Annotated in this window: 24 protein-coding genes; 11 read left to right on the forward strand and 13 right to left on the reverse strand. The window is 59.7% G+C overall.

Features of this window, described 5'->3' with window-relative positions; genetic code table 11:
* Window positions 1–43 precede the first annotated feature (43 nt).
* Window positions 44–2,020 carry a methyl-accepting chemotaxis protein gene (locus ACOYXE_RS23585; protein ID WP_460926726.1) on the forward strand — a complete coding sequence of 659 codons (1,977 nt, stop codon included), beginning with the start codon at window positions 44–46 and terminating at the stop codon, window positions 2,018–2,020.
* A gap of 219 nt (window positions 2,021–2,239) precedes the next feature.
* A complete protein-coding gene (locus ACOYXE_RS23590) occupies window positions 2,240–3,454 on the forward strand; it encodes an aldose 1-epimerase family protein (RefSeq protein WP_460926727.1) in 1,215 nt (404 codons plus the stop codon).
* Here the strand turns inward: ACOYXE_RS23590 and ACOYXE_RS23595 are convergent.
* Window positions 3,451–4,944: a YifB family Mg chelatase-like AAA ATPase gene (locus ACOYXE_RS23595; RefSeq protein ID WP_405122666.1), complete on the reverse strand. Its 1,494-nt coding sequence runs from the start codon at window positions 4,942–4,944 to the stop codon at window positions 3,451–3,453. The two genes, ACOYXE_RS23590 and ACOYXE_RS23595, sit on opposite strands and share 4 nt — an antisense overlap.
* A gap of 147 nt (window positions 4,945–5,091) precedes the next feature.
* Window positions 5,092–5,289, reverse strand: a complete 198-nt coding sequence (locus ACOYXE_RS23600; protein WP_160059876.1) for a hypothetical protein — start codon at window positions 5,287–5,289, stop codon at window positions 5,092–5,094.
* Window positions 5,290–5,493: 204 nt separating this feature from the next.
* Here ACOYXE_RS23600 and ACOYXE_RS23605 point away from each other — a divergent pair, with 204 nt between their 5' ends.
* On the forward strand, window positions 5,494–5,763 hold the full coding sequence (locus tag ACOYXE_RS23605) for a HigA family addiction module antitoxin (RefSeq protein WP_460926728.1): 270 nt from the start codon (window positions 5,494–5,496) through the stop codon (window positions 5,761–5,763).
* Here the strand turns inward: ACOYXE_RS23605 and ACOYXE_RS23610 are convergent.
* Both ACOYXE_RS23610 and ACOYXE_RS23615 read right to left on the reverse strand, forming a co-directional pair.
* Window positions 5,758–6,285 carry a BRO-N domain-containing protein gene (locus tag ACOYXE_RS23610; RefSeq protein WP_460926729.1) on the reverse strand — a complete coding sequence of 176 codons (528 nt, stop codon included), beginning with the start codon at window positions 6,283–6,285 and terminating at the stop codon, window positions 5,758–5,760. The two genes, ACOYXE_RS23605 and ACOYXE_RS23610, sit on opposite strands and share 6 nt — an antisense overlap.
* Before the next feature lie 359 nt (window positions 6,286–6,644).
* Window positions 6,645–6,905, reverse strand: coding sequence for an accessory factor UbiK family protein (locus tag ACOYXE_RS23615; RefSeq protein WP_008086041.1), 261 nt, complete (start codon window positions 6,903–6,905; stop codon window positions 6,645–6,647).
* Between the two features lie 414 nt (window positions 6,906–7,319).
* Here ACOYXE_RS23615 and glnK point away from each other — a divergent pair, with 414 nt between their 5' ends.
* The 4 genes from glnK to sutA all read left to right on the forward strand — a co-directional run bounded on the left by glnK (window position 7,320) and on the right by sutA (window position 10,104).
* On the forward strand, window positions 7,320–7,658 hold the full coding sequence (gene glnK, locus ACOYXE_RS23620; protein WP_002555808.1) for a P-II family nitrogen regulator: 339 nt from the start codon (window positions 7,320–7,322) through the stop codon (window positions 7,656–7,658).
* Between the two features lie 38 nt (window positions 7,659–7,696).
* The gene (locus tag ACOYXE_RS23625) at window positions 7,697–9,034 is read left to right on the forward strand and encodes an ammonium transporter (protein ID WP_034152035.1); all 1,338 of its coding nucleotides are present in this window, start codon (window positions 7,697–7,699) and stop codon (window positions 9,032–9,034) included.
* A gap of 215 nt (window positions 9,035–9,249) precedes the next feature.
* Complete coding sequence (locus tag ACOYXE_RS23630; protein WP_095049349.1) at window positions 9,250–9,675, forward strand: secondary thiamine-phosphate synthase enzyme YjbQ; 426 nt, start codon at window positions 9,250–9,252, stop codon at window positions 9,673–9,675.
* Window positions 9,676–9,777: 102 nt separating this feature from the next.
* Window positions 9,778–10,104 carry a transcriptional regulator SutA gene (sutA, locus tag ACOYXE_RS23635; protein WP_007920420.1) on the forward strand — a complete coding sequence of 109 codons (327 nt, stop codon included), beginning with the start codon at window positions 9,778–9,780 and terminating at the stop codon, window positions 10,102–10,104.
* Window positions 10,105–10,296: 192 nt separating this feature from the next.
* On the opposite strand, the gene ACOYXE_RS23640 is transcribed toward sutA, so the two are convergent.
* The 6 genes from ACOYXE_RS23640 to lptM are packed head-to-tail and all read right to left on the reverse strand — an operon-like array spanning window position 10,297 to window position 14,906.
* Window positions 10,297–11,004, reverse strand: coding sequence for an HAD family hydrolase (locus ACOYXE_RS23640; protein ID WP_405122667.1), 708 nt, complete (start codon window positions 11,002–11,004; stop codon window positions 10,297–10,299).
* Window positions 11,001–11,900 carry a tyrosine recombinase XerC gene (xerC, locus tag ACOYXE_RS23645; RefSeq protein ID WP_160059872.1) on the reverse strand — a complete coding sequence of 300 codons (900 nt, stop codon included), beginning with the start codon at window positions 11,898–11,900 and terminating at the stop codon, window positions 11,001–11,003. Before xerC ends, ACOYXE_RS23640 begins: the two co-directional genes overlap by 4 nt.
* 2 nt (window positions 11,901–11,902) lie before the next feature.
* Entirely contained in the window at window positions 11,903–12,628 is a 726-nt protein-coding gene (locus ACOYXE_RS23650) for a DUF484 family protein (protein WP_008084574.1), read from the reverse strand.
* Window positions 12,629–12,641: 13 nt separating this feature from the next.
* Window positions 12,642–13,472, reverse strand: a complete 831-nt coding sequence (dapF, locus tag ACOYXE_RS23655; protein WP_160059871.1) for a diaminopimelate epimerase — start codon at window positions 13,470–13,472, stop codon at window positions 12,642–12,644.
* Window positions 13,473–13,475: 3 nt separating this feature from the next.
* Window positions 13,476–14,723, reverse strand: coding sequence for a diaminopimelate decarboxylase (gene lysA / locus ACOYXE_RS23660; protein ID WP_064389521.1), 1,248 nt, complete (start codon window positions 14,721–14,723; stop codon window positions 13,476–13,478).
* A gap of 9 nt (window positions 14,724–14,732) precedes the next feature.
* The gene (lptM, locus tag ACOYXE_RS23665) at window positions 14,733–14,906 is read right to left on the reverse strand and encodes an LPS translocon maturation chaperone LptM (protein WP_007911098.1); all 174 of its coding nucleotides are present in this window, start codon (window positions 14,904–14,906) and stop codon (window positions 14,733–14,735) included.
* A gap of 326 nt (window positions 14,907–15,232) precedes the next feature.
* Between lptM and cyaY the strand changes: the two genes are divergently transcribed.
* From cyaY to rnk, 3 genes are all read left to right on the forward strand, one after another.
* Window positions 15,233–15,565 carry an iron donor protein CyaY gene (cyaY, locus tag ACOYXE_RS23670; protein ID WP_160059870.1) on the forward strand — a complete coding sequence of 111 codons (333 nt, stop codon included), beginning with the start codon at window positions 15,233–15,235 and terminating at the stop codon, window positions 15,563–15,565.
* 4 nt (window positions 15,566–15,569) lie between these two features.
* Window positions 15,570–15,794, forward strand: a complete 225-nt coding sequence (locus tag ACOYXE_RS23675) for a DUF1289 domain-containing protein (protein WP_080750722.1) — start codon at window positions 15,570–15,572, stop codon at window positions 15,792–15,794.
* Window positions 15,795–15,922: 128 nt separating this feature from the next.
* Window positions 15,923–16,333 carry a nucleoside diphosphate kinase regulator gene (gene rnk / locus ACOYXE_RS23680; RefSeq protein ID WP_007911103.1) on the forward strand — a complete coding sequence of 137 codons (411 nt, stop codon included), beginning with the start codon at window positions 15,923–15,925 and terminating at the stop codon, window positions 16,331–16,333.
* Window positions 16,334–16,339: 6 nt separating this feature from the next.
* On the opposite strand, the gene ACOYXE_RS23685 is transcribed toward rnk, so the two are convergent.
* From ACOYXE_RS23685 to ACOYXE_RS23695, 3 genes are all read right to left on the reverse strand, one after another.
* On the reverse strand, window positions 16,340–19,183 hold the full coding sequence (locus ACOYXE_RS23685) for a class I adenylate cyclase (RefSeq protein WP_460926730.1): 2,844 nt from the start codon (window positions 19,181–19,183) through the stop codon (window positions 16,340–16,342).
* 183 nt (window positions 19,184–19,366) lie between these two features.
* Window positions 19,367–19,612 carry a TIGR02647 family protein gene (locus ACOYXE_RS23690; protein WP_008084565.1) on the reverse strand — a complete coding sequence of 82 codons (246 nt, stop codon included), beginning with the start codon at window positions 19,610–19,612 and terminating at the stop codon, window positions 19,367–19,369.
* A 275-nt stretch (window positions 19,613–19,887) separates the two neighbouring features.
* Window positions 19,888–20,172 (reverse strand): hypothetical protein, encoded by a 285-nt coding sequence (locus ACOYXE_RS23695; protein ID WP_160059868.1) that lies wholly within the window; start codon window positions 20,170–20,172, stop codon window positions 19,888–19,890.
* Between the two features lie 123 nt (window positions 20,173–20,295).
* On the opposite strand from ACOYXE_RS23695, the gene ACOYXE_RS23700 reads away from it, so the two are divergent.
* Window positions 20,296–20,955 carry a glutathione S-transferase family protein gene (locus ACOYXE_RS23700; RefSeq protein WP_160059867.1) on the forward strand — a complete coding sequence of 220 codons (660 nt, stop codon included), beginning with the start codon at window positions 20,296–20,298 and terminating at the stop codon, window positions 20,953–20,955.
* Window positions 20,956–20,989: the final 34 nt, after the last annotated feature.

Consider the following 20,989-nt stretch of genomic DNA (forward strand, 5'->3'; position numbering starts at 1 on the left):
GTCGAGATCAAGGAGGATCCCGTGGCTCGGCCAGGAGCTGTCCATGTCTCAACCTCGCGCTCGGATCGCCTCGCAGCTGGGCCTCGCGCTCGCTGTAATACTGGCGATAGTTATCAGTGGCAGTACGGTGTTCGCCTTGCGTTCGCTGGATTCCGCCAACCTCGCCACCCGTGAAGAGCATCTGGCCAGTGAGGCGCGGCTGCTGGCCGACCAACTGAGTACCTTTCACGGCACGCTGCGTGAAAGCACCCAGCGCCTGAGCGGACTGTTCGAGAAGCGCTTCAGCGCGGGTCTGAGCATTCACCCGAGTGAACCGGTGACGGTGGCCGGCACCCAGACCCCGGGTCTGCACCTGGGCAGCGAAGTCTTGAACAACAACCTCAAGGAGGTCGACGAGTTCAAACAGATGACCGCTGGCGTCGCCACCCTGTTCGTACGCAGCGGCGAAGACTTCGTGCGGGTCAGCACCTCGCTGACCAAGCAGGACGGCACGCGCGCCATCGGCACCTTGCTCGACCACGCGCACCCGGCCTACGCGAAGCTGATGGCAGGACAAAGCTACGTCGGTCGTGCCTTGTTGTTCGAGCGCTCCTACATGACCCAATACACCCCGGTGCGCGATGGCAGCGGCAAGGTGATTGCGGTGCTGTTCGTCGGTTTCGACTACACCGACGCGCAGAACGCCCAGTTCGACAACCTCAAGCGTTTCCGTATCGGTCAGACCGGCTCGCTGGCGCTGCTCGACGAGCAGAACAAATGGCTGGTCGCGCCAGCCGGTGTGCAAGCGCTGGATCAGTCGATTCCAGTGATCACTGGTCTGGCCAAGACGCCGGGCAAAGGTCAGTTCTGGGCTGACAAATCCGAGGATTTCTACAGCGTTGCCGTACCGTTCGACGGCGGGCCGTGGTCGGTGGTGGCGAGCATGCCGAAAGCCGAAATCCGTGCAGTGACCTGGAGCGTCGGTACGCAACTGGCGATCGGCAGTCTGTTGGCGATGCTGTTGGCGGTCGGTTCTGTGGTCTGGCTGCTGCGCAGCAAACTGGCGCCACTGAGTGACCTGGTGCGTCAGGCCGAAGCTTTGGGTGCTGGCGATCTGAGCGTGCGTCTGAACGTATCGAGCAACGATGAAATCGGTCAGTTGTCCCGCGCTTTCAACCAGATGAGCCAGGCGCTGTCGACGATGGTCGAGCACATCCGTCGCTCCTCGGAAGAGGTCAACAGCCGTGCCCAGGCCCTGTCCGGTTTGTCCGGCGGTGCCTATGAAGGCATGGAGCAACAATCTGGCGAAATCACCAGCATGGCCGGCGCGGTGGAAGAGTTCAGCGCAACGTCGCTGAACATTGCCGACAACATGGGCGCGACCCAGCGTCTGGCGCAGGAAAACGCCCAGCAAACCCAGATTGGCCGCAGCTCGATGGAAGAAGCGTCGTCCTCGCTGGAGCAAATCGCTGGCGCCCTGAACAGCACCGCCACCGTGATCAACACCCTCGGTCAGCGCTCGCAGGAAATTGGCGGCATCGTGGGTGTGATCACCTCGATCGCCGAGCAGACCAACCTTCTGGCACTTAACGCAGCAATCGAAGCTGCCCGTGCTGGTGAGCAGGGTCGTGGCTTTGCTGTGGTGGCCGATGAGGTGCGCAGCCTGGCTTCGCGTACTCGTCAGGCCACCGATGAAATTTCCAGCATGATTCACAGCATCCAGCAGGAAACCGGTAACGCGATCAGCACCATGGAGCAGGGCAATGTGCTGATGCAGGAAGGTTTGTCGCGCAATGCCAATGTTGCCTCGGCGCTGGCACGTATTGACGAGCAGAGCCGGTCGGCGGGGCAACAGTTTGCCGCGATTACCACGGCGACTCAGGAGCAGAGCAGCACCGCGACGTTGTTGAGCAGCAATTTGCAGAGCATTGCGTTGGCCAACAGTGAGCAGCGTGAGGTTGTGTCGAACCTGGCTGTTACGGCTAAAGAGCTGGAGAAGCTGGCGGCGGATCTGCGTTCCGAGGTTGATCGCTTTCGTTGATGCGCCTTTGAAATAGCTTTCGCGAGCAGGCTCGCTCCCACAGTGTTCGGTGTGATTCACAGTTTTTGTGAAGACCCGGATCCCCTGTGGGAGCGAGCCTGCTCGCGATTGCATCACTGAGGATCTTCGGCAGAACATGCGATCTGTCGGTCTAATACACTTGCTGAAACGTTTCCGCAGCGCTATAAAAATGGCACAACTCCAATAAAGGCTGCTGCCATGACCCCGCTCAAACTCGCCGTCGCCCTCGGCGCATTCACTGCTGCTTCCCACGCCATGGCATGGGATTACGTCCTTCTCGATACCAACAAGCCCGCGCAAAACTGGACCATCACCAGTGAACAGCTCGGTGTGAAAACCGACAAACCCTTCTCCGTAAGCCTGCGTACCTTGCACGGAGGGCGGCAGGAAGGTGTCAGCATCGTTGATATCGATAACGGCACGATGAAACTCTCGGTGGTACCAACCCGAGGCATGAATGTCTTGCAAGCCTCTGTCGGCAACGTGCGCATGGGTTGGGATTCGCCGGTCAAGGACGTGGTCAACCCGGCCTTCATCGAGCTCAACGGACGCGGTGGGCTGGGTTGGCTGGAAGGCTTCAATGAGCTGGTCGCCCGCTGCGGTTACGAATGGGTCGGCCATCCCGGCATCGATAATGGTGAGCTGCTGACCTTGCACGGACGCGCCGCCAACATTCCGGCGAGTACGGTCACGCTGCACATCGACGAAAAGCCGCCCTACGCCATCAGCCTGCGCGGCGAGCTGAAAGAGCAAGCGTTCAAGAAAGTCGACTTCTCGGTCGTCACTGAGCTGGTCACCGAGCCCGGCAGCGTGCGCTTCGCCCTCAACGATACGCTGACCAACAACGGCGATTACCCGAAGGAATACCAGGCGCTGTATCACAGCAACTTCAGTACGCCGTTCCTCGAGCAAGGCGCACGATTTGCCGCTCCGGTGAAACAGGTGTCGCCGTTCAACGACAAGGCCAAGGGTGATTTGCCAGACTGGCAGACCTACCGCGCACCGACCAAGGACTACGACGAAACCGTCTACAACGTCGTGCCCTATGCCGACGCCAAAGGCGAAACCCTGACCGTTTTGCATAACAAGACGGGCAGCCTCGGTGTTTCTGTTGGCTTCAATACCCAGCAGTTGCCGGTGTTCTCCCTGTGGAAAAATACCGATACCCAAGGCCAGGGCTATGTCACGGGGCTGGAGCCGGGCACCAGTTTTTCTTACAACCGCCGCTATCAGCGTCCGCTGAATCTGGTGCCGACCATTGCACCGAAAGAACACAAACAGTTCCAGATCAGCTACAGCCTGCTCGCGGACAAAGGTGCTGTGGATAAGGCCTTGAAGCGTGTGACCGAAATTCAGGCGGGGCGCGAGACCGAAGTGCGGCAGACGCCGCTGGTTGATCTGACCGAGCATTAAGGCGTCGCCGGCCGGTATTGCAGTGCCTCGGCCAAGTGTTCGCGTTTGATTGCATCGACTTGCTCGAGGTCTGCCAGAGTGCGGGCGACCTTGAGAAGCCGGTGCGCGGAACGCAGCGATAGCGTTAAACGCTCACAGGCCGACTCCAGCCAGGCTTCGTCGACTGTGGATAACTTGCAGTGCCGCTTCAATCCCGGCAGATCGAGAAACGCATTGGCGCAGCCTTGACGCTTTTGCTGCCGTTCTCGCGCCTCGGCTACCAACGCTGCGGCGCTGGCGCTGTCTTCTCCCGGCTTTACCTGCGGGTTCAACGCCGTCGCTTCCCGCGCCACCGTCAGGTGCAGATCAATCCGATCCAACAACGGCCCCGAAAGCTTGTTGCGATAGCGCTGGACCATGTCCGGTGTACACGAGCACTTGCCGCTCGGCTCGCCAAGATATCCACAGGGGCAGGGATTCATCGCTGCGACCAACTGGAAGCGTGCCGGAAAACGTACGCGATCCTTGGCTCGGGAAATCACGATATGACCCGACTCCAAAGGCTCGCGTAAAACCTCCAATACCTTGCGATCAAATTCTGGCAACTCATCGAGAAACAGCACGCCATGGTGGGCGAGGGTAATCTCACCGGGTTGCGGTTTTGAACTGCCACCGACCAGTGCCGGCCCGGATGCGGAGTGGTGCGGTTGACGGAATGGGCGCTGCGGCCAATGGGTCAGCGGTGCGCCACTGGCGACTGACTGGATCGCCGCCACCTCCAGTGCTTCACTCTCGGCCAGCGGCGGCAACAGCCCCGGCAGGCGACTCGCCAACAATGTCTTACCCGTCCCAGGCGGCCCGCTGAACAGCAAGTTATGGGCGCCCGCAGCAGCAATCAGCAACGCCCGTTTCGCCGCCACTTGCCCCTGCACTTCATTCAAGTCGGGATAAGGCTTGCTGGCATGCATCAGCCCGTCGGAGACATAAGGTTCAACCGGCGTATGCCCATTGAAATGCGCCACCGCCTCCAGCAAATGATCCACCGCAAACACCTTCAACCCCGAGGCCAGACACGCCTCCTCGGCATTCGCCCGCGGCACCACCAACGCACGACCCGCCTTGCGCGCCGCCAACGCTGCCGGCAACACGCCACGCACCGCTCGTACTGCGCCGGACAACGCCAACTCACCCAGACATTCCACATCATCCAGCGTCAGACACGGCACCTGCACACTCGCCGACAGAATCCCCAGGGCAATCGCCAGATCAAACCGCCCGCCATCCTTGGGCAAATCTGCCGGCGCCAGATTCAAGGTGATCCGCCGCGCCGGAAACTGCAGCCCGGAGTTGATGATCGCACTGCGCACCCGATCCTTGCTCTCCTTCACCGCCGCCTCGGGCAGGCCGACCATGGTCAGCGACGGCAGACCGTTGGCCAGATGGACTTCGACGGTGACAGCGGGGGCTTCCACGCCTATCTGGGCGCGACTGTGGACGATGGAGAGGGACATGGTCGTTCCTTGAGCTGAATCGGGGAGCCGCTTCCTGCGGGTTTTTGAAGGGTAGTTGGGAGAGCGAATCCAGGCGACACGGATGCGAGGGCAAACCTTCACTGGATGTTGCCAAGGTGCCCTTCCACGTTCAGTAGAGGCGCCACATTAGTTTTCTTCTTCGAGATTTCTTACTTGGCTTCCTCCCCCGGCCAGCCAACCATTCGGTTCGAGTTCTTTACCGTACTTGGCCGCTACCTCAATAAAATGACGCTGATTGGCTGAAATACCTCCGGCTAACCGAAGTGCTTCAGCGTGATATCCAACAATCTCTTCTAGCTTTGCCCTTCTCTTTTTGTCTTTCATTGAGGCCTCGTTTTTTGGGTGACAGATGCTTTGTTGGCCACCGTAGTACAAGGAGGAAAAGTCGCGTAATCAGGCGCAGACGCTGATGTTTGTAGGGCCATGCCCTAATAGGTGTAGGACGCCGGCGAAAGGGGGGTGAAGGTCTTGTATCCGGGAGTCGGATGCTCCAGTTTGGCCGTTCAATGCAGCCTCTGGAGGCGAAAAATGGACCGCAATGGTATGCGCCCGATTCATCCGGGCGAGGTTCTGAATAAGGAATTCATGGAGCCGTTGGGCATGACTGTCATGGATCTGGCCATGCCCACGAAATGGCCCGAAAGTGAGATCGAAAAGCTTGTGAAATGCCAGCTCGGGATCTGCGCCGATCTGGCAATCAGCCTTGCCACTCATCTCAACACTACGCCTGAGTTCTGGATGAATCTGCAATCGACTTACGATTTGCGCAGGGCCCAGCTCCGGCATGCGGGTTTATAGCGATTGCAGCATTCGCGAAGCTCTTTTCCACCATGGCCCCGTCATTGGGCGCTTGGTCTGTTCCCGTTCCACCATCATCTGCGGCACATCCTGCAACCGTATCCACGGCTGGTTATTCCAGTGCAACAAACTCAATGTCATGTCCGGCCAACTGAGCAGGCTCAGGTGTGGGCGTTCGCTTGTGGTGGGGTGTTGGGCGTCGCGCAGGGTGGGGATGACTTGGTGGGTGAGCCATTCGCGCAGCGCTCGGTATTCGGGGCAGTAGTGGTAGACGAGGAGGGCGTAGATGCCTGATTCGCTGATCAGCAGGGTGTTTTCGATCTGGTTGTGGATCAGGGTTTTACGGGTTTGGTATTGGTCGGGGTCGAGTTTTCGCAGCATGCGTTCGTTGAGGTAGATGTGCAGCAGGCGGCTCAGGTCTCGGGCGCAGAACCAGGGTTGGTTCTGGATGAGAAGGGCGTGGAGGGGGAGTTTGTGGCGGGTGAAGATGTGCGGGCTTAGATAAGTCTCTTCTTGATTCATGGAGCAGTTCCTCTTGCTTAAGGGGCTGCCCTCAATCGTCGCCAAACGATTGGGTGGCAGTTGTACGCGGGTTGGCGAACCGGAGCAAAAGGAACCCGGCAGACCCGAAGGTCTCCCACGCACAACCGCCATGAAACGATGTGGCGGTAAATGTAGCCGCCATCATGGTTGTCGTGCGCCTTAAGCTGTTCGGGTCGCCAAACCCGGTGCTGAACATTCAGCATCGGGTGAGCTTAGAAACCTGGGCTTTTCGGCGCAATCGGACGGCGGTGGTGCAGGTTGTAGGACGTTGCCGGGATGGTTGAAGGGCTGGAGATCAAAAGATCGCAGCCTTCGGCAGCTCCTACAGGGGGCGCGGATTATTCAGCGGGCGGCGTCAGCTTCGCTTCCATCTCGGCGACTTTGGCTTCGAGGCTTTCAAGTCGAGCGCGAGTACGCGCCAACACAACCATCTGACTATCAAATTCTTCACGGCTCACCAGGTCGAGTTTGCTGAACGCACTCTGCAGCAGCATCTTGAACTGGCTTTCGATTTCGGCTTTTGGCAGCGGGGTGTCGCCGTTGAACAGGCGGGAAGCGGTGCCGCTCAGGGCGTCGAGGAAGTCTTTGGGCGCGAGCATGGTGGATGTCCTGGAAACAATGGCCGGCAGTGTATCACGCAGTGTCTATAGTCAATCTCGTGGTCAGGGATGCACGCTTTTCGCGCAGGCGGACGGATGGCGACGCACCGTTGTTGTGCGTATCCGGATGGGGTTTTGCACGGGATGGCGTGCGACAGAGGCCAAGGGATTGAAATCAGAGGTTTTTGGCGAGATGGCAAGGTTTCTGCTTAGTCACCTTCGACCCATGCACTGATGCAGTCGCTGTGACGAATGCAGTGCGGCAGACGGAGCGGGGAGTTTCGTCGGCAGCGGTTAGCTGGCGTCAGTCGGGCAGGTACGGCCGACGATGCGTTACAAAGCCAGGCACTGCGCTTAGACTTGAGTCGGGTTTGTTTTCCTGGGGCAAGTCCACCAATTCGGGAGAGAGTTTTCATGAAGCTAGTCACTGCCATCATCAAGCCGTTCAAGTTGGACGACGTGCGCGAGTCGCTGTCCGAAATCGGCGTGCAGGGCATTACCGTTACTGAAGTCAAAGGCTTCGGCCGGCAGAAGGGTCACACCGAGCTGTATCGCGGCGCGGAATATGTGGTCGATTTTCTGCCCAAGGTGAAAATCGACGTGGCCATCGACGACAAGGATCTGGATCGGGTTATCGAAGCGATAACCAAAGCGGCCAACACCGGCAAGATCGGTGACGGCAAGATCTTCGTGGTCAATCTGGAACAGGCGATTCGCATCCGTACCGGCGAAACCGATACCGACGCGATCTAAGCGCCGCCACAAACCCCAACGCCCCAGGAGAAAACAATATGACTCTGCGTAAATTCGCAGGGCTAGGAGCCCTGTTGTCTATCGTAATGCCCGGCCTTGCTATGGCGGCAGACGAAGTGGCGGCCCCGGTCCTCAATTCCGGCGATACCGCCTGGATGCTCACCTCAACAGCCCTCGTGCTGTTCATGACCATCCCCGGCCTGGCGCTGTTTTACGGCGGCATGGTTCGCTCGAAAAACATTCTTTCCGTGATGATGCAGTGCTTCGCCATTACCGGTCTGATCAGCATCCTGTGGGTCATTTATGGCTACAGCATTGCGTTCGACACCACCGGTATGGAGCAGGGCGTCGTCAATTTCAACTCGTTCTTCGGCGGCATGGGCAAGGCGTTCCTCGCCGGTGTCACGCCTTCGAGCCTGACCGGCCCTGCGGCGCTGTTCCCTGAGGCGGTGTTCATCACCTTTCAGATGACCTTCGCGATCATCACCCCGGCGCTGATCGTCGGTGCGTTCGCCGAGCGGATGAAGTTCTCCGCGATGCTGATCTTCATGGGCATCTGGTTCACCCTGGTTTATGCACCGATCGCGCACATGGTCTGGTCCGGCAACGGCGGCCTGATGTGGGACTGGGGCGTACTCGACTTCGCCGGCGGCACCGTGGTGCACATCAACGCCGGTGTGGCCGGTCTGATTGCCTGCCTGGTATTGGGCAAGCGCAAAGGCTTCCCGACCACCCCGATGGCTCCGCACAATCTGGGTTACACCCTGATGGGCGCGGCGATGCTGTGGGTCGGCTGGTTCGGCTTCAACGCCGGTTCCGCTGCGGCGGCCAACGGCACCGCCGGCATGGCGATGCTGGTCACTCAGATCGCTACCGCTGCCGCCGCACTGGGCTGGATGTTTGCCGAGTGGGTCACCCACGGCAAGCCAAGTGCACTGGGTATCGCATCGGGTGTAGTTGCCGGTCTGGTAGCGATCACTCCAGCAGCTGGCACCGTGGGCCCGATGGGCGCACTGGTCATCGGTCTGGCCGCAGGTGTGGTGTGCTTCTTCTGCGCCACCACCCTGAAACGCAAGCTCGGTTATGACGACTCCCTGGACGCCTTCGGCGTACACGGTATCGGCGGTATTCTCGGCGCGATCCTCACCGGTGTATTCGCAGCTCCTGCTCTGGGTGGCTTCGGCACCGTCACCGACATCGGTGCGCAAGTGTGGATTCAGGTCAAAGGCGTGGGCTTCACGGTGATCTACACCGCGATCGTCACCTTCATCATCCTCAAGGTCCTCGACGCCGTCATGGGTCTGCGTGTGACCGAGGAAGAAGAGTCGGTTGGCCTCGATCTGGCACAACACAACGAACGCGGCTACAACCTGTAAGTACGCGCACTGAAAAAATTGCCCGGTTCGCCGGGCATTTTTTTGTCCGGGATTTGTCATTAAGCGACAGGCTGAAAGGATTTTTCGTACGCCTTTAGTCGTGTTTACGACGGCGGTTTTTCACCGGCCAATGGCTTACATCATTGAGCGAATATTAGGGCCTTTGTTTTTTCCCAGAGCGCGCTAGAATGCGCCCCGAACGTGCGGAGAACTGTATGTGGCAACAGACTCTGATAACCCTGCGGGCACGGCCCCGGGGCTTTCATCTGGTAACGGACGAGTTACTCGCTGGCCTGCCTGAACTCAGGCAGTGCCGGGTCGGTCTGTTGCATTTGTGGCTGCAGCATACCTCGGCGTCGTTGACCATCAACGAGAACGCCGATCCGGCGGTACGTCGCGACTTCGAACGATTTTTCAATCGTCTGATCCCACAAGGAACAGACGGCTATGAGCATAACGACGAAGGCCTGGACGACCTCCCGGCGCACTTCAAGGCCAGCGTGCTTGGCTGCCAGATCAGTCTGCCGGTTTCGGCAGGTCGTCTGGCACTGGGAACCTGGCAAGGCGTTTATCTGGGCGAGCACCGTGATCATGGCGGTGCCCGAAAAGTCCTCGCCACCTTGCACGGTGAAGGGGCATAAACCGTTGGTCACCAATGGTTACTGATTTTTTAACGGCGACTTTCGACAGTTGCCAAAGCTGGTCTATAACTAATCTGCTTTTCGCAAGTCATGAGGTAGAACATGAGCGACGATGATCTGGAAAACGACGACCTCGAAGTAGGCGACGAAGACGAGGCCGAGGAAGGTCTGGAAGCAGCAGCGGAAGACGTTGCTGACGACGATGGTGGCGACGATACGCCGGCCCCGGCTGCCAAAGGCAAAGCCAAGGCTGCGGTGTCGGTAGACGAGTTGCCGAGCATTGAAGCCAAGAACAAGGAACGCGACGCCCTGGCCAAGGCCATGGAAGAGTTCCTGTCGCGTGGCGGCAAGGTTCAGGAAGTGGAGGCCAACGTGGTCGCCGATCCGCCGAAGAAGCCAGACAACAAGTACGGCAGCCGCCCTATCTGAGGCGTGCCGCTTGCTTGCTGAAAGAGCCCGCCGTCGCTGCGGGCTTTTTCATGCCTGGAATTCCGCAATTGAAGTGAACGCAATTCCCTTGTGGGAGCGAGCCTGCTCGCGAAAGCGGCGGGTCAGTCAACATCAATATTGGATGACAGATTGCCTTCGCGAGCAGGCTCGCTCCCACAGGGGGGTGGTAGATCAGTTCGAGGAGGCATTCCAGCGCGCGAGTACGGCTGGCAAATCGCTCAGGCTGCGAATCTCGGCATCCGGCAGGCGATCCGCTTCCCAGACCTTACCCGCCGGGTTAAACCAGATCGCCCGCAACCCCGCCTGCTGCGCGCCGGCAATGTCATCGCCCGGATGATCGCCGATATGTACGGCGGTTTCGGCCGTGGCGCCACCGCGCTGCAAGGCTTCGTGGAACAACCGGGCATCCGGTTTGGCGATGCCGATATCTTCCGCACACAACGCAAACTTGAAGTAGTCCGCCAGCCCCAACCGGCGCACATCGGCATTGCCATTGGTGACTACGCCAAGCGCGTAGTGATTGGCGAGGATCTCCAGCACCGGCTCGACTTCAGGGAACACTTCGATCTGATGCCGCGCATGCAGAAATACTTCAAAACCCTTGTCCGCCAGGTCGGTAGCTTGGCCATGGGCATATCCAGCGTCTTCCATCGCATGAAACAACACCCGCCGACGTAGCGCGCTGATCCGATGCTTGAGCCCCGGTTCGTTAGCCAATACACGCTCGCGAATCGCCCACAAATCTTCGACCGGCACCGCGCCCAGGTTCGGCGCATGTTCGCTCAGCCATTCGCGCAATACCGCTTCGGCGCTGACGATCACTGGCGCGGTGTCCCACAGGGTGTCGTCGAGGTCGAAGGTGATCAACTGGATGCTCATGAATCATCGCCTTTCATGCGTTTGGCCCGTGGGTGGGCACTGTCGTAGACCGTTGCAAGGTGCTGGAAGTCCAAGTGGGTGTAGATCTGGGTGGTCGTGATATTCGAATGGCCTAGCAGTTCCTGCACCCCTCGCAGATCTTGGGAAGACTCCAGCAAATGGCTTGCGAAGGAGTGTCGCAACATGTGCGGGTGTAGGTTTTGTCCCAGTTCCCGCGCTCCTGCCGCTTTGACTCTTAGCTGGATCGAACGAGGACCTAGGCGCCGACCTTGCTGGCTGATAAATACCGCATCGTCTACCGGGTTGGCCATGGCGCGGAAGGGCAGCCATAGCTCTAGGGCTTCACGCGCCTTTCTCCCCACTGGAAGCAGGCGAGTCTTGCTGCCTTTGCCGAGCACCTGAACCATCCCATCGGCGAGGTCGAGTTGTTCAAGGTTAAGCCCTGTCAGCTCTGATAAGCGCAAACCCGAGGAGTAGAAAAGCTCAAGAATCGCCTGATCCCGTCGGGCTAGGAAATCGTCCTCCACTGCACCTTCAAACAATTGCAGGGCGCGGTCAGTGTCGATGACTTTCGGCAACCGACGTTTGTCCTTGGGTGTCGACAAGCCGTTCGCAGGATCGTGTTCGCACAAACCTTCGCGGTTCAGGTACCGATAGAGCCCACGCACCGCCGACAATAGCCGGGCCAGGCTGCTGGAGGATTGGCCTTTGCCATGCAGTTGAATGATCAAGCCCCGCATCCGCTGTGTGTCCAGCGCGGCCCAACTACCAATGTTCTGTTTGACGCACCAGCCCAACACTTTGTCGAGGTCGCGTCGGTAATGGTAGATCGTGTGCGGCGACACCTGCCGCTCACTGCGCAGGTGTTCGCAGTAAGCGTCCAGTTGTCGTTCCATGTTCAGCGTACCGAGCGCAGGGAGCTGTTGACCCGTGGCAGCACGCGGCCCATGACTTCGGCGATGTAGCTCAAGAACAGCGTGCCGACCGAACTCTTGTAGTGCTGCGGATCACGGCTGGCGATCGCGAGAATGCCGTGGATGCCTTGATGACTGACCGCGACCACGGCGGTGGAGCCGATCTGCTTGCGCTGTTCTTCGCCGAAGAGGAAGTCCAGTTCATGCTCACGCAGGCTGCCGCTGACGCTTTTGCCTTCGGTAAGCAAGCCGCCGATGGCGACTTGGGCGTCAGCGTGAGTGACCCAGCGACCGACCGGTGCCGGGTTGTCACCGAGCAGGATCAGGCTGACAAAAGGCACCTGGAAATCCTGGCGCAGACTGTCTTCGACGCTGATCACCACGTCTTCCAGGCTGGCGGCGTCCATTAGAGAAAGAATCAGGCGGCGGGTCTTGTCGAACAGGCGATCGTTGTCGCGGGCGACGTCCATCAAATGCGAGAGGCGGTGACGCATCTCGATGTTGCGGTCGCGCAGAATGGTCATCTGCCGCTCGACCAGCGAAACGGTATCACCGCGCTGGTGAGGAATGCGCAGGGCGGGCAGCAGTTCTTCGTGCTCGACGAAGAAGTCCGGATGCGCCTCAAGGTACGCAGCAACCGCTGCCGCCTCCAGGCTTTCGGACGCTGATTCGTCGGACTGTCGGGCGGGTACCTGAGGCTTATCGGTCATGGTTTCTGCTCACTCAAAGACGTACTTGTCCTTCGTATACACGCACTGCCGGACCGGTCATCAGCACCGGTTGGCCAGGGCCCGCCCATTCAATGGACAGACGCCCGCCGGGCAGGTCGATCAATAGCGGCGAATCCATCCACCCCTGGCTGATCGCAGCGACAGCCGCTGCACACGCGCCGGTACCGCAGGCTTGGGTTTCCCCGGCGCCGCGTTCCCACACGCGCAACTGCGCACGGTTACGGTCGATGACTTGGAGGAAACCGACATTCACTCGCGCCGGGAAGCGCGGATGGTGTTCGATTTTTGCCCCCAGTTCATGCACCGGTGCGCTGTTGATGTCCTGCACGCGCAATACCGCATGCGGGTTGCCCATCGACACGGCAGCCAGTTCGACCGTGGTGCCGTCGACTTCCAGCTGATAGCTGATGGCCTGCGCCGGCGCTTCGAACGGAATGTCCGCCGGCACCAGACGCGGGGCGCCCATGTTCACACCGATCTGGCCGTCGTTACGCACGTCCAGTTCGATGATGCCGCCCTTGGTCTCGACGCGAATCTGTCGTTTCGCGGTCAGACGCTTGTCGAGCACGAAGCGCGCAAAGCAGCGCGCACCGTTGCCGCACTGCTCGACTTCCGAGCCATCGGAATTGAAGATCCGGTAACGGAAATCCACGTCCGGGTTACTCGGTGCCTCGACGATCAGCAGCTGGTCGAAACCGATGCCGGTATGGCGGTCGCCCCATTGCTTGGCGTGCTTCGGCTGAATATGCGCGTGCTGGCTGACCAGGTCGAGAACCATGAAGTCATTGCCCAAGCCGTGCATTTTAGTAAAACGCAGCAGCATGGCTTACTCCGGCAGCAGGCTTTCGCCGGCAAACAGCTCGGCCACGGTCTCGCGGCGACGCACTTCAAAAACCTGATCACCGTCTACCAACACTTCAGCGGCACGGCCACGGGTGTTGTAGTTGGAGCTCATCACAAAACCGTAGGCGCCGGCCGAATGCACGGCCAGCAGATCGCCTTCGGCCAGGGCCAATTCGCGATCCTTGGCGAGGAAGTCACCGGTTTCGCAGATCGGGCCGACGATGTCGTATTTGCGCGCAGCGGTGTCACGCGGTTTGACCGCCGTGACGTCCATCCACGCCTGATACAGCGCCGGGCGAATCAGGTCGTTCATCGCCGCGTCGACGATGGCGAAATCCTTGTGTTCGGTGTGCTTGAGGTACTCGACCTGAGTCAGCAGCACGCCGGCGTTGGCAACGATGAAACGGCCCGGCTCGAACACCAGCGCCAGATCACGACCGTTCAGACGCTCGCGTACGGCTTTGATGTAGTCGGCAGCCAATGGCGGCTCTTCATCGCGATAACGCACACCCAGACCACCACCGAGATCGATGTGGCGCAGGTGAATGCCGCAATCGCCGAGACGATCGACCAGATCCAGAAGGCGGTCGAGGGCATCAAGGAACGGTGGCAGGGTGGTCAGTTGCGAACCGATGTGGCAGTCGACGCCAACCACTTCCAGGTTCGGCAGATGCGCGGCGCGTACGTACACGTCTTCGGCGTCGGCAATGGCGATACCGAACTTGTTCTCTTTGAGACCGGTGGAAATGTACGGGTGGGTGCCGGCATCGACGTCCGGGTTCACCCGCAGCGATACCGGGGCGCGAACGCCCAGCTCGGCGGCGACCACTTGCAGGCGTTCCAACTCGTCGGTGGATTCGACGTTGAAGCAGTGCACGCCGACTTCCAGTGCGCGACGCATGTCGTCACGGGTCTTGCCGACACCGGAGAAGACGATCTTGTCAGCACTGCCGCCAGCGGCGAGTACACGCTCCAGTTCACCACGGGAAACGATGTCGAAACCGGCACCGAGACGGGCCAGGACATTCAGTACGCCGAGGTTGGAGTTGGCCTTGACCGCAAAGCAGACGAGGTGCGGCATGCCGGCCAAGGCATCGGCGTAAGCCAGATACTGAGCTTCGATATGCGCGCGCGAGTACACATAAGTAGGCGTACCGAAACGATCGGCGATGGCGGACAGCGCCACACCTTCCGCGAACAGTTCCCCGCCACGGTAGTTAAAAGCGTCCATGGCGATCCCTTATTGGTAAACGTCGTGCTTGTGTGCTTTGGACGGTTGCTTCTGCGAAGACTGGGCTTGCTCGGCCGGGTCCTGATCGTCATCCGGCAGGTACAGCGGGCCTTTTTGACCACAGGCCGAAACGAGGCAGGCAACCGCGACGAGCGCAGCAAGGGAAGAGATCAGGCGCTTCATGGCGAAATCCTTGAAAATGCGTTAATTGCGCCGGAGTATACCGGCCACCCGGCAGCTTGCCTATGCGAGGGGGTTCCCGTCCGGCGGGGCTCGCCCAAAGCTGCCCGAACCGCCGCAATCTCCTGTAGGAGTGAGCCTGCTCGCGATAGCGGAGTGTCAGCTAGCGATAATGTTGGATGTGCCGGCCATTCGCGAGCAGGCTCGCTCCCACAGGGTTCGGTGTTACTGGGCCGGCAGGTGCTTGGTCGTTAATCTTTGCAATCGGCCGGCAGCGTCCGTATCTTTCGGCGCTTGAGCCTGATCAGACATTTTTTGAGGTTGCCGCAATGAGTTTGTCCGAAGCCCGTTTTCACGATCTGGTCGATGAAACCCAGGAAAAACTGGAAGACATCTTTGACGAAAGTGATCTGGATATCGACATGGAGAACTCGGCCGGTGTGCTCACCGTCAAGTTCGAAAACGGCTCGCAGCTGATCTTCAGCCGCCAGGAGCCGCTGCGTCAGCTGTGGCTGGCGGCGGTGTCCGGTGGTTTCCACTTCGACTACGACGAAGAAAGCGAGCGCTGGATGTGCGACAAGAGCGAAGAGCAATTGGGCGAAATGCTCGAGCGCATCGTCCAGCAGCAGGCTGGCGCTGAATTCGACTTCGAAGGTCTGTGATTCCGTGACCGACACCGCTCCTGTTCGTCCACCGAAGCCGCTCTACAGCAACATCAGCCCGGCCGTGCCCTCGCCGTGCAGCGGCGTTTGCCGACTCGACGAACAAAAGGTCTGCCTCGGCTGCTTCCGTCATGTCGAGGACATTCGCGAATGGCGTTCGGCGGACGACGAGCGGCGACGGGTAATTTGCGCGCAGGCGTCGCAGCGCAAACAGTGCGGCGGGGCGTGACTTGTATATTTTTTGAGCTGTGATAGTGTCCGAACACGCCTCAACCCATCGAGGCCTGGTGAAAACCCCGTCTTTTTTGGCGGGGTTTTGCTTTTTTTGTGTGCAGAAGAAAGGAGTCTGCCCGGATCATGACCGCACCTTCCATCACCCTTACCCGTCTGGACGTGCAACGTCTGGAACGCCTGATCGACAGCCTGGATGACACGCTGCCGGGCGTGATTGCGCTGCAAACCGAGCTGGACCGCGCCGATACCGTGGTCGGCCACGATGAAGTGCCCGCCGATGTCGTGACGATGAATTCCCGTGTGCATTGCCGCGAAGAAGGCAGTGGCAAGGACTATCACCTGACGCTGGTCTATCCAAAGGATGCCAACGCCGATGAAGGCAAGATCTCGATTCTGGCCCCGGTCGGCAGCGCGTTGCTGGGCCTGAAGGTCGGTCAGCACATTGACTGGCCGGCACCCGGTGGCAAGACCCTCAAACTGACTTTGCTGGAAGTCGAATCGCAACCGGCCAACGGTGGCGCGTTTCCCGAGTAATCCGCCTCAGACCTGTTCGAGTGCCTCGTTCAGGGCGCGCTCCAGGTCAGCCTTGTAGCGCAGATACAGATTGCTTGAACTCTGCCCGTCACCGAGCAGGCCCGAGAGGTCGAGGTCGGTGATGTAGCAGCGATAGCGTTCGCTGTCGCGGCGCTGCTCGACGATCTCCCGGGCGACCACGCTGAACAGCTGGTCGCCATGTTCCAGCTCGCTGAATTCCCGTTGATTGCAGTACAGAGTGACCTGCACTTCGCCCGGTGCGGCTTTGCCGACGATCGCCTGCACGTCGTAGAACGGCTTGTTCACCGGCGTCTGCGGTGCCGGCCGCGCTTCGACCCGTCGTGCGCGTCCCGGCCCCGAAGGCAATAACTGGTAATACAACGTTTCGAGACGGGCACCCGGGCCGGCATCCATCGGCAACACGGCTTCGCGACGGAACAGGATCGATTGCAGGAAGCGCTGCAGCGGCACCAGCAGACTCTGCTCGTCGTGGTACGGCAAATGCTGCTGCCACAGCGCATTGAATTCATCCAATACGTACAGCTCGGCTTGCTGTTCGGTAATGCGGTAGAACACCTGAATGCACTCCGGCTGGCCCATTGGCAGGATCAGCGCGAGGTCGTGTTCCTCCAGCGCCATCGGGTCCAGGTGCAGCGGGCTGTAGCGCGGCTGTTCCTCGCCGAGGTAATCGACCAGCGCCGGCAGGGTGGCGAGGGCGACGTGGTTGACCTGGCCCGGCACCAATTCCAGTACGTGATAATGCTGCTGCACCTGAATCAGATAGCGGTGATTCAACTCGCTGAGCAGCAGGTTCTGCGCGGTGTCGATGATTTCTTCAACCCGACGGGCAATGAACTGCGCGCGGTTGTGGCAGAAGCAGCGCACCTTCAGCGACGGCTGCGATGGCCCGCGTGGCAAATTGTTGAGGTAATCGCGCAGGCAGTCGAGCAGGGCATGCGGGCCGTCGAAGCGGTTGACCAGTACTTCGTTCCAGCTGTTGAGCGTGACCTGATCCAGCGTCAGCACGAGGTTTTCGCGCACACCGGCGTAGCTCAGCGAGTCGGTTCGCTCGGTGGTCATCAGGATATTGAGGTCGCGGTGATGTTTGAGCGGATCAATCCCGACGTTTACCAGAATCAACACTTCGCTCGGCACCGCGGCGCACAGCAGCGGTTCTTCCGCGACGGTGGGCAAGGGCAGGGCGATGCACTGCTGCAGGCTGCCGAGCAGGTTGAACAGCTCGAACTCGCTCAGGTCGCTGGTGCCGGGATGCAAAGCGAGGCGCGTGCTGCTGTCGATCACACCGTTGCGGTGGCACCAGGTCAACAGCTCCAGTAACTCGCGGCTGCGCTTGATTGGCGCGAAGTGTTCCCACTCCAATGCGGTCAGGCTGCCGTTGTACAGGCCCCACTGGGTTTGTCCCGGCTCCTTCTTGTTGCGCGACTGCACCAGGGTCAGGGTGTCTTCGGCCAGATCCGGGGCGATGCCGGGGTTGATGAACTCGACCTTGTCGGCCTTGCGCTCGAAGGCGGCATAGAGCCTGCGGCCGAGCACATTGAGGTCGCGCTTGTTGATCAGGCTGACGGTCTGCTCGGTGCGAGCGAACTGGGTCAGGAAGCGATAGCTGTAGTTCAGCTCATTGACCAGCGCGCGGCGTTCGGCGCTGACCTGGCGGACTTTCCACTGACTGCGGCTGTCTAGCAGGGTCAGTTGTCGCTGATCCCAATGCCACTCGCTGGCCAGCCGTTCCAGCAACGTGCGTTGCCAGCTCTGGGTGCGGCTGTTGCCGGTGAGCTTGCGGTTGACCTTCAGGTACAGCGCGCGGCGCACCAGTTCCAGCCGCTCCGGCTCGTTACGCGCGGTGAGGTATTCCTCGATACGCCGGTACACGACCATGTACGGGTCCAGTTCATCCAGATCCAGTTGGTTGGCGAACACGGCTTTTTTGAAGCGCAGGCTCAGGCACTGCACCTGCGGGTGTTCGCTGGCGTAGACCTCGGTCAGCAGCAGTTTGAGCACCGATTTGTACGGTGACTCGATGCCTTTGAACAACTGCCACAACCCGGCGCCGATGAACTCGCCTGGCGGGATTCTCGCCAGGTGGCCAAGGTCGAGGGTTTCGTCGGCGCGGATGAAACGCTTGGACAGCAGGGTGTGGGTGTAGAGGTCGTAGGCGGTTTCTTCGTAAACCGGCACCAGCCACCAGATCGGCGTGCGCCCGGCCAGCCAGATTGCGGTGCGGTAAAACTCGTCCAGCAACAGATAGTGCTGAGTGCTGCCGCAGTTTTCCGAGCTGAGCTGGGTGTCGCGTTCGCCTTTGACGAAGCGCTCCGGGTCGATCAGGAAAAAATGCGCTTCGGCGCCCTGGCTCGCAGCCCAGGTTTCGAGCAACTGACATTTCTTGCTCAGCTCACTGAGTTCACTTTCGCTCAAGTCAGGCGCGTGGCAGACCCACACGTCCATGTCGCTCTGATCGGCCTGTGCCAGCGTGCCAAGGCTGCCCATCAGGAACAGGCCGTGGATCGGTCGTGGCGGGTTGCTGCCGTGACGCGGCTTGTAGGAGAACGAACGGGTCAGGCGTTGCGCTTCGGCGAGCGTATTGGTGTCCGGCTCGTAATTCGACAGACCGGCCGGCGTACTGCCCGAGACATAACCCGGCAGCAGCGGATGGTTGACGTGGAAGAACAGCGGCAACAGCGTCAACACGCTCTGTTGGCGCGTCGACAAACCTTCCAGGGCGCGGCCGAGGCGGCCTTCATTGAGTTTGAGAAAACGCGCGCGCAGTTGGCTGAGGACCTTGCGGTCAATGCCTTCGTCCAGGTCGGGGCGGATTTCGTGGGTGCGCGTCATGTCAGCTCAAACCGGCTCGCAGGCTCGGACGTAGAGGGTCTCGGAATGTCAGGCAGTTTAGCCTTAGCGCAGCGGGACTTTTAAGCTGAATTTGTTTTTTGACGTCAGATTTATATCGCGGGAGGCCGGGCAGGCCCGCGGAAATCCCGTGGCAGGAGTTCCCGTGGGCAAAGTCGGGAAGGATCAGGCGGTTTCCTGCTCTCTCAGAATGGTCAGCACGGTTTGCACATTTTGTGCGGCATCGCGACCGAGGCTGGTCAGATACCCGCCATCGGGCTGATCCGTCAGGTCTTTTTCAAAGAGGCGTTTGGCGGCAGAAATATGTTTCGGGGCAGCGGTCTGATGAATTTTCAAACCTTCCTGGGAACTGTCCAGGGGAAAGAGTGCGAGGACTTCCAGTTCGGCAACCAACTCAGGGGTAAGCGACATAAGGACTCCAGACTTTCTAGGAATTGGACGACAGCGTCCCTAAGGTGAACCCGCTTTTGCGGCATGTCCAGTGCTCAGATCAGGGATTTTGTCTTGAGGCGGATTCCAGTGTAGTCGGGGCCGGAGAGTTGGCTGGATGGATGGGTGACAAATTGTGTGGGAGCGAGCCTGCTCGCGAAAGCGGTGTGTCATTCAGCAAATAAGTTGACTGATAAAACGCCTTCGCGAGCAAGTCGAATCGTCGCACCGTCGCTCCCACAGGGGGGAATGTGTTGTTACTGCTTTTCGGGTGGCAACTCTGGCAGTGCGCGCAGCGCCGCTTCGTACCATTCGGTATTGAACGCACGGTCTTCATCGAGCATCGCGTCAATCTCGCAGGCCAGCACGTGCGCCATCAGGTTGAGGATCTCTTCGCGCTCCACACCCACCAAGGTCAGCTTGTTGAACGTCGCTTTGGCCGCTGGCGGGTTGTCGCTTTCGATCTGGTTCTCGATGGCTTCGATCAACGTAGCCTCGGTGAACTCTTCGTCGTCGTTGTCGATGTCTGTCGGCTCGCTCATGGCAGGCTCCTCATGGAAAGGCGCCAGTTTACCCGCATTCCGCGGGGTGATGCTGCTGGCGCGATTCGCCTGTGCGATCTATAAACAGGCCCTGCCCACCCCGCACGGCCTGGAGGCTATGTGATGTTCAAGCTCTACGGATTCTCAGTCAGCAACTACTACAACATGGTCAAGCTGGCGCTGCTGGAAAAAGGCCTGCCGTTCGAAGAGGTCACGTTCTACCCGACGTCGACCCCTGAATCACTGGCCATCAGCCCGCGCGGCAAAGTGCCGGTGCTCGGTGTAGACGCCGGTTTTATCAACGAAACCGCGATCATCCTTGAATACCTCGAGCAGACCCAGAAAGGCACACCGCTGCTGCCAAGCGATCCATTCGAGCGCGCGCAGGTGTTGGCGATTGCCAAGGAAATCGAGCTGTACATCGAGTTGCCTGGGCGTGCCTGCTATGGCGAGGCGTTCTTCGGCATGACCTTGCCGGACGCGATCAAGGAAAAGACCAAGACTGAATTGCTACTGGGTTTTGCTGCGCTGGGCCGTCACGGCAAATTCGCCCCGTACGTGGCGGGCGACAGTCTGAGCATTGCCGATTTGTATTTCTTCTACAGCGTGCCGCTGGCCTGTGCGGTCGGGCAGAAGCTGTTCGGGATCGATTTGCTGGCGGAGATGCCGCAGGCGAAGGCGTTGCTGGAACGGCTGGAGCAGAATCCGCATGTGCAGAAGATTGCGGCGGACAAGGAAGCGGCGATGCCGGCGTTTTTGGCGATGATCGCTGCCAAGAAGTGATTTTTTTGCTGTTCTGAAGATCGCATTCGCGAGC

It is taken from the genome of Pseudomonas sp. MC6, from assembly GCF_054790575.1.

Bases quoted from the DNA above. Each gene is read 5' to 3' on its own strand.
- ACOYXE_RS23585 (WP_460926726.1), top strand. From the start codon at position 44: ATGTCTCAACCTCGCGCTCGGATCGCCTCGCAGCTGGGCCTCGCGCTC.
- ACOYXE_RS23590 (WP_460926727.1), top strand. From the start codon at position 2,240: ATGACCCCGCTCAAACTCGCCGTCGCCCTCGGCGCATTCACTGCTGCT.
- ACOYXE_RS23595 (WP_405122666.1), bottom strand. From the start codon at position 4,944: ATGTCCCTCTCCATCGTCCACAGTCGCGCCCAGATAGGCGTGGAAGCC.
- ACOYXE_RS23600 (WP_160059876.1), bottom strand. From the start codon at position 5,289: ATGAAAGACAAAAAGAGAAGGGCAAAGCTAGAAGAGATTGTTGGATAT.
- ACOYXE_RS23605 (WP_460926728.1), top strand. From the start codon at position 5,494: ATGGACCGCAATGGTATGCGCCCGATTCATCCGGGCGAGGTTCTGAAT.
- ACOYXE_RS23610 (WP_460926729.1), bottom strand. From the start codon at position 6,285: ATGAATCAAGAAGAGACTTATCTAAGCCCGCACATCTTCACCCGCCAC.
- ACOYXE_RS23615 (WP_008086041.1), bottom strand. From the start codon at position 6,905: ATGCTCGCGCCCAAAGACTTCCTCGACGCCCTGAGCGGCACCGCTTCC.
- glnK (WP_002555808.1), top strand. From the start codon at position 7,320: ATGAAGCTAGTCACTGCCATCATCAAGCCGTTCAAGTTGGACGACGTG.
- ACOYXE_RS23625 (WP_034152035.1), top strand. From the start codon at position 7,697: ATGACTCTGCGTAAATTCGCAGGGCTAGGAGCCCTGTTGTCTATCGTA.
- ACOYXE_RS23630 (WP_095049349.1), top strand. From the start codon at position 9,250: ATGTGGCAACAGACTCTGATAACCCTGCGGGCACGGCCCCGGGGCTTT.
- sutA (WP_007920420.1), top strand. From the start codon at position 9,778: ATGAGCGACGATGATCTGGAAAACGACGACCTCGAAGTAGGCGACGAA.
- ACOYXE_RS23640 (WP_405122667.1), bottom strand. From the start codon at position 11,004: ATGAGCATCCAGTTGATCACCTTCGACCTCGACGACACCCTGTGGGAC.
- xerC (WP_160059872.1), bottom strand. From the start codon at position 11,900: ATGGAACGACAACTGGACGCTTACTGCGAACACCTGCGCAGTGAGCGG.
- ACOYXE_RS23650 (WP_008084574.1), bottom strand. From the start codon at position 12,628: ATGACCGATAAGCCTCAGGTACCCGCCCGACAGTCCGACGAATCAGCG.
- dapF (WP_160059871.1), bottom strand. From the start codon at position 13,472: ATGCTGCTGCGTTTTACTAAAATGCACGGCTTGGGCAATGACTTCATG.
- lysA (WP_064389521.1), bottom strand. From the start codon at position 14,723: ATGGACGCTTTTAACTACCGTGGCGGGGAACTGTTCGCGGAAGGTGTG.
- lptM (WP_007911098.1), bottom strand. From the start codon at position 14,906: ATGAAGCGCCTGATCTCTTCCCTTGCTGCGCTCGTCGCGGTTGCCTGC.
- cyaY (WP_160059870.1), top strand. From the start codon at position 15,233: ATGAGTTTGTCCGAAGCCCGTTTTCACGATCTGGTCGATGAAACCCAG.
- rnk (WP_007911103.1), top strand. From the start codon at position 15,923: ATGACCGCACCTTCCATCACCCTTACCCGTCTGGACGTGCAACGTCTG.
- ACOYXE_RS23685 (WP_460926730.1), bottom strand. From the start codon at position 19,183: ATGACGCGCACCCACGAAATCCGCCCCGACCTGGACGAAGGCATTGAC.
- ACOYXE_RS23690 (WP_008084565.1), bottom strand. From the start codon at position 19,612: ATGTCGCTTACCCCTGAGTTGGTTGCCGAACTGGAAGTCCTCGCACTC.
- ACOYXE_RS23695 (WP_160059868.1), bottom strand. From the start codon at position 20,172: ATGAGCGAGCCGACAGACATCGACAACGACGACGAAGAGTTCACCGAG.
- ACOYXE_RS23700 (WP_160059867.1), top strand. From the start codon at position 20,296: ATGTTCAAGCTCTACGGATTCTCAGTCAGCAACTACTACAACATGGTC.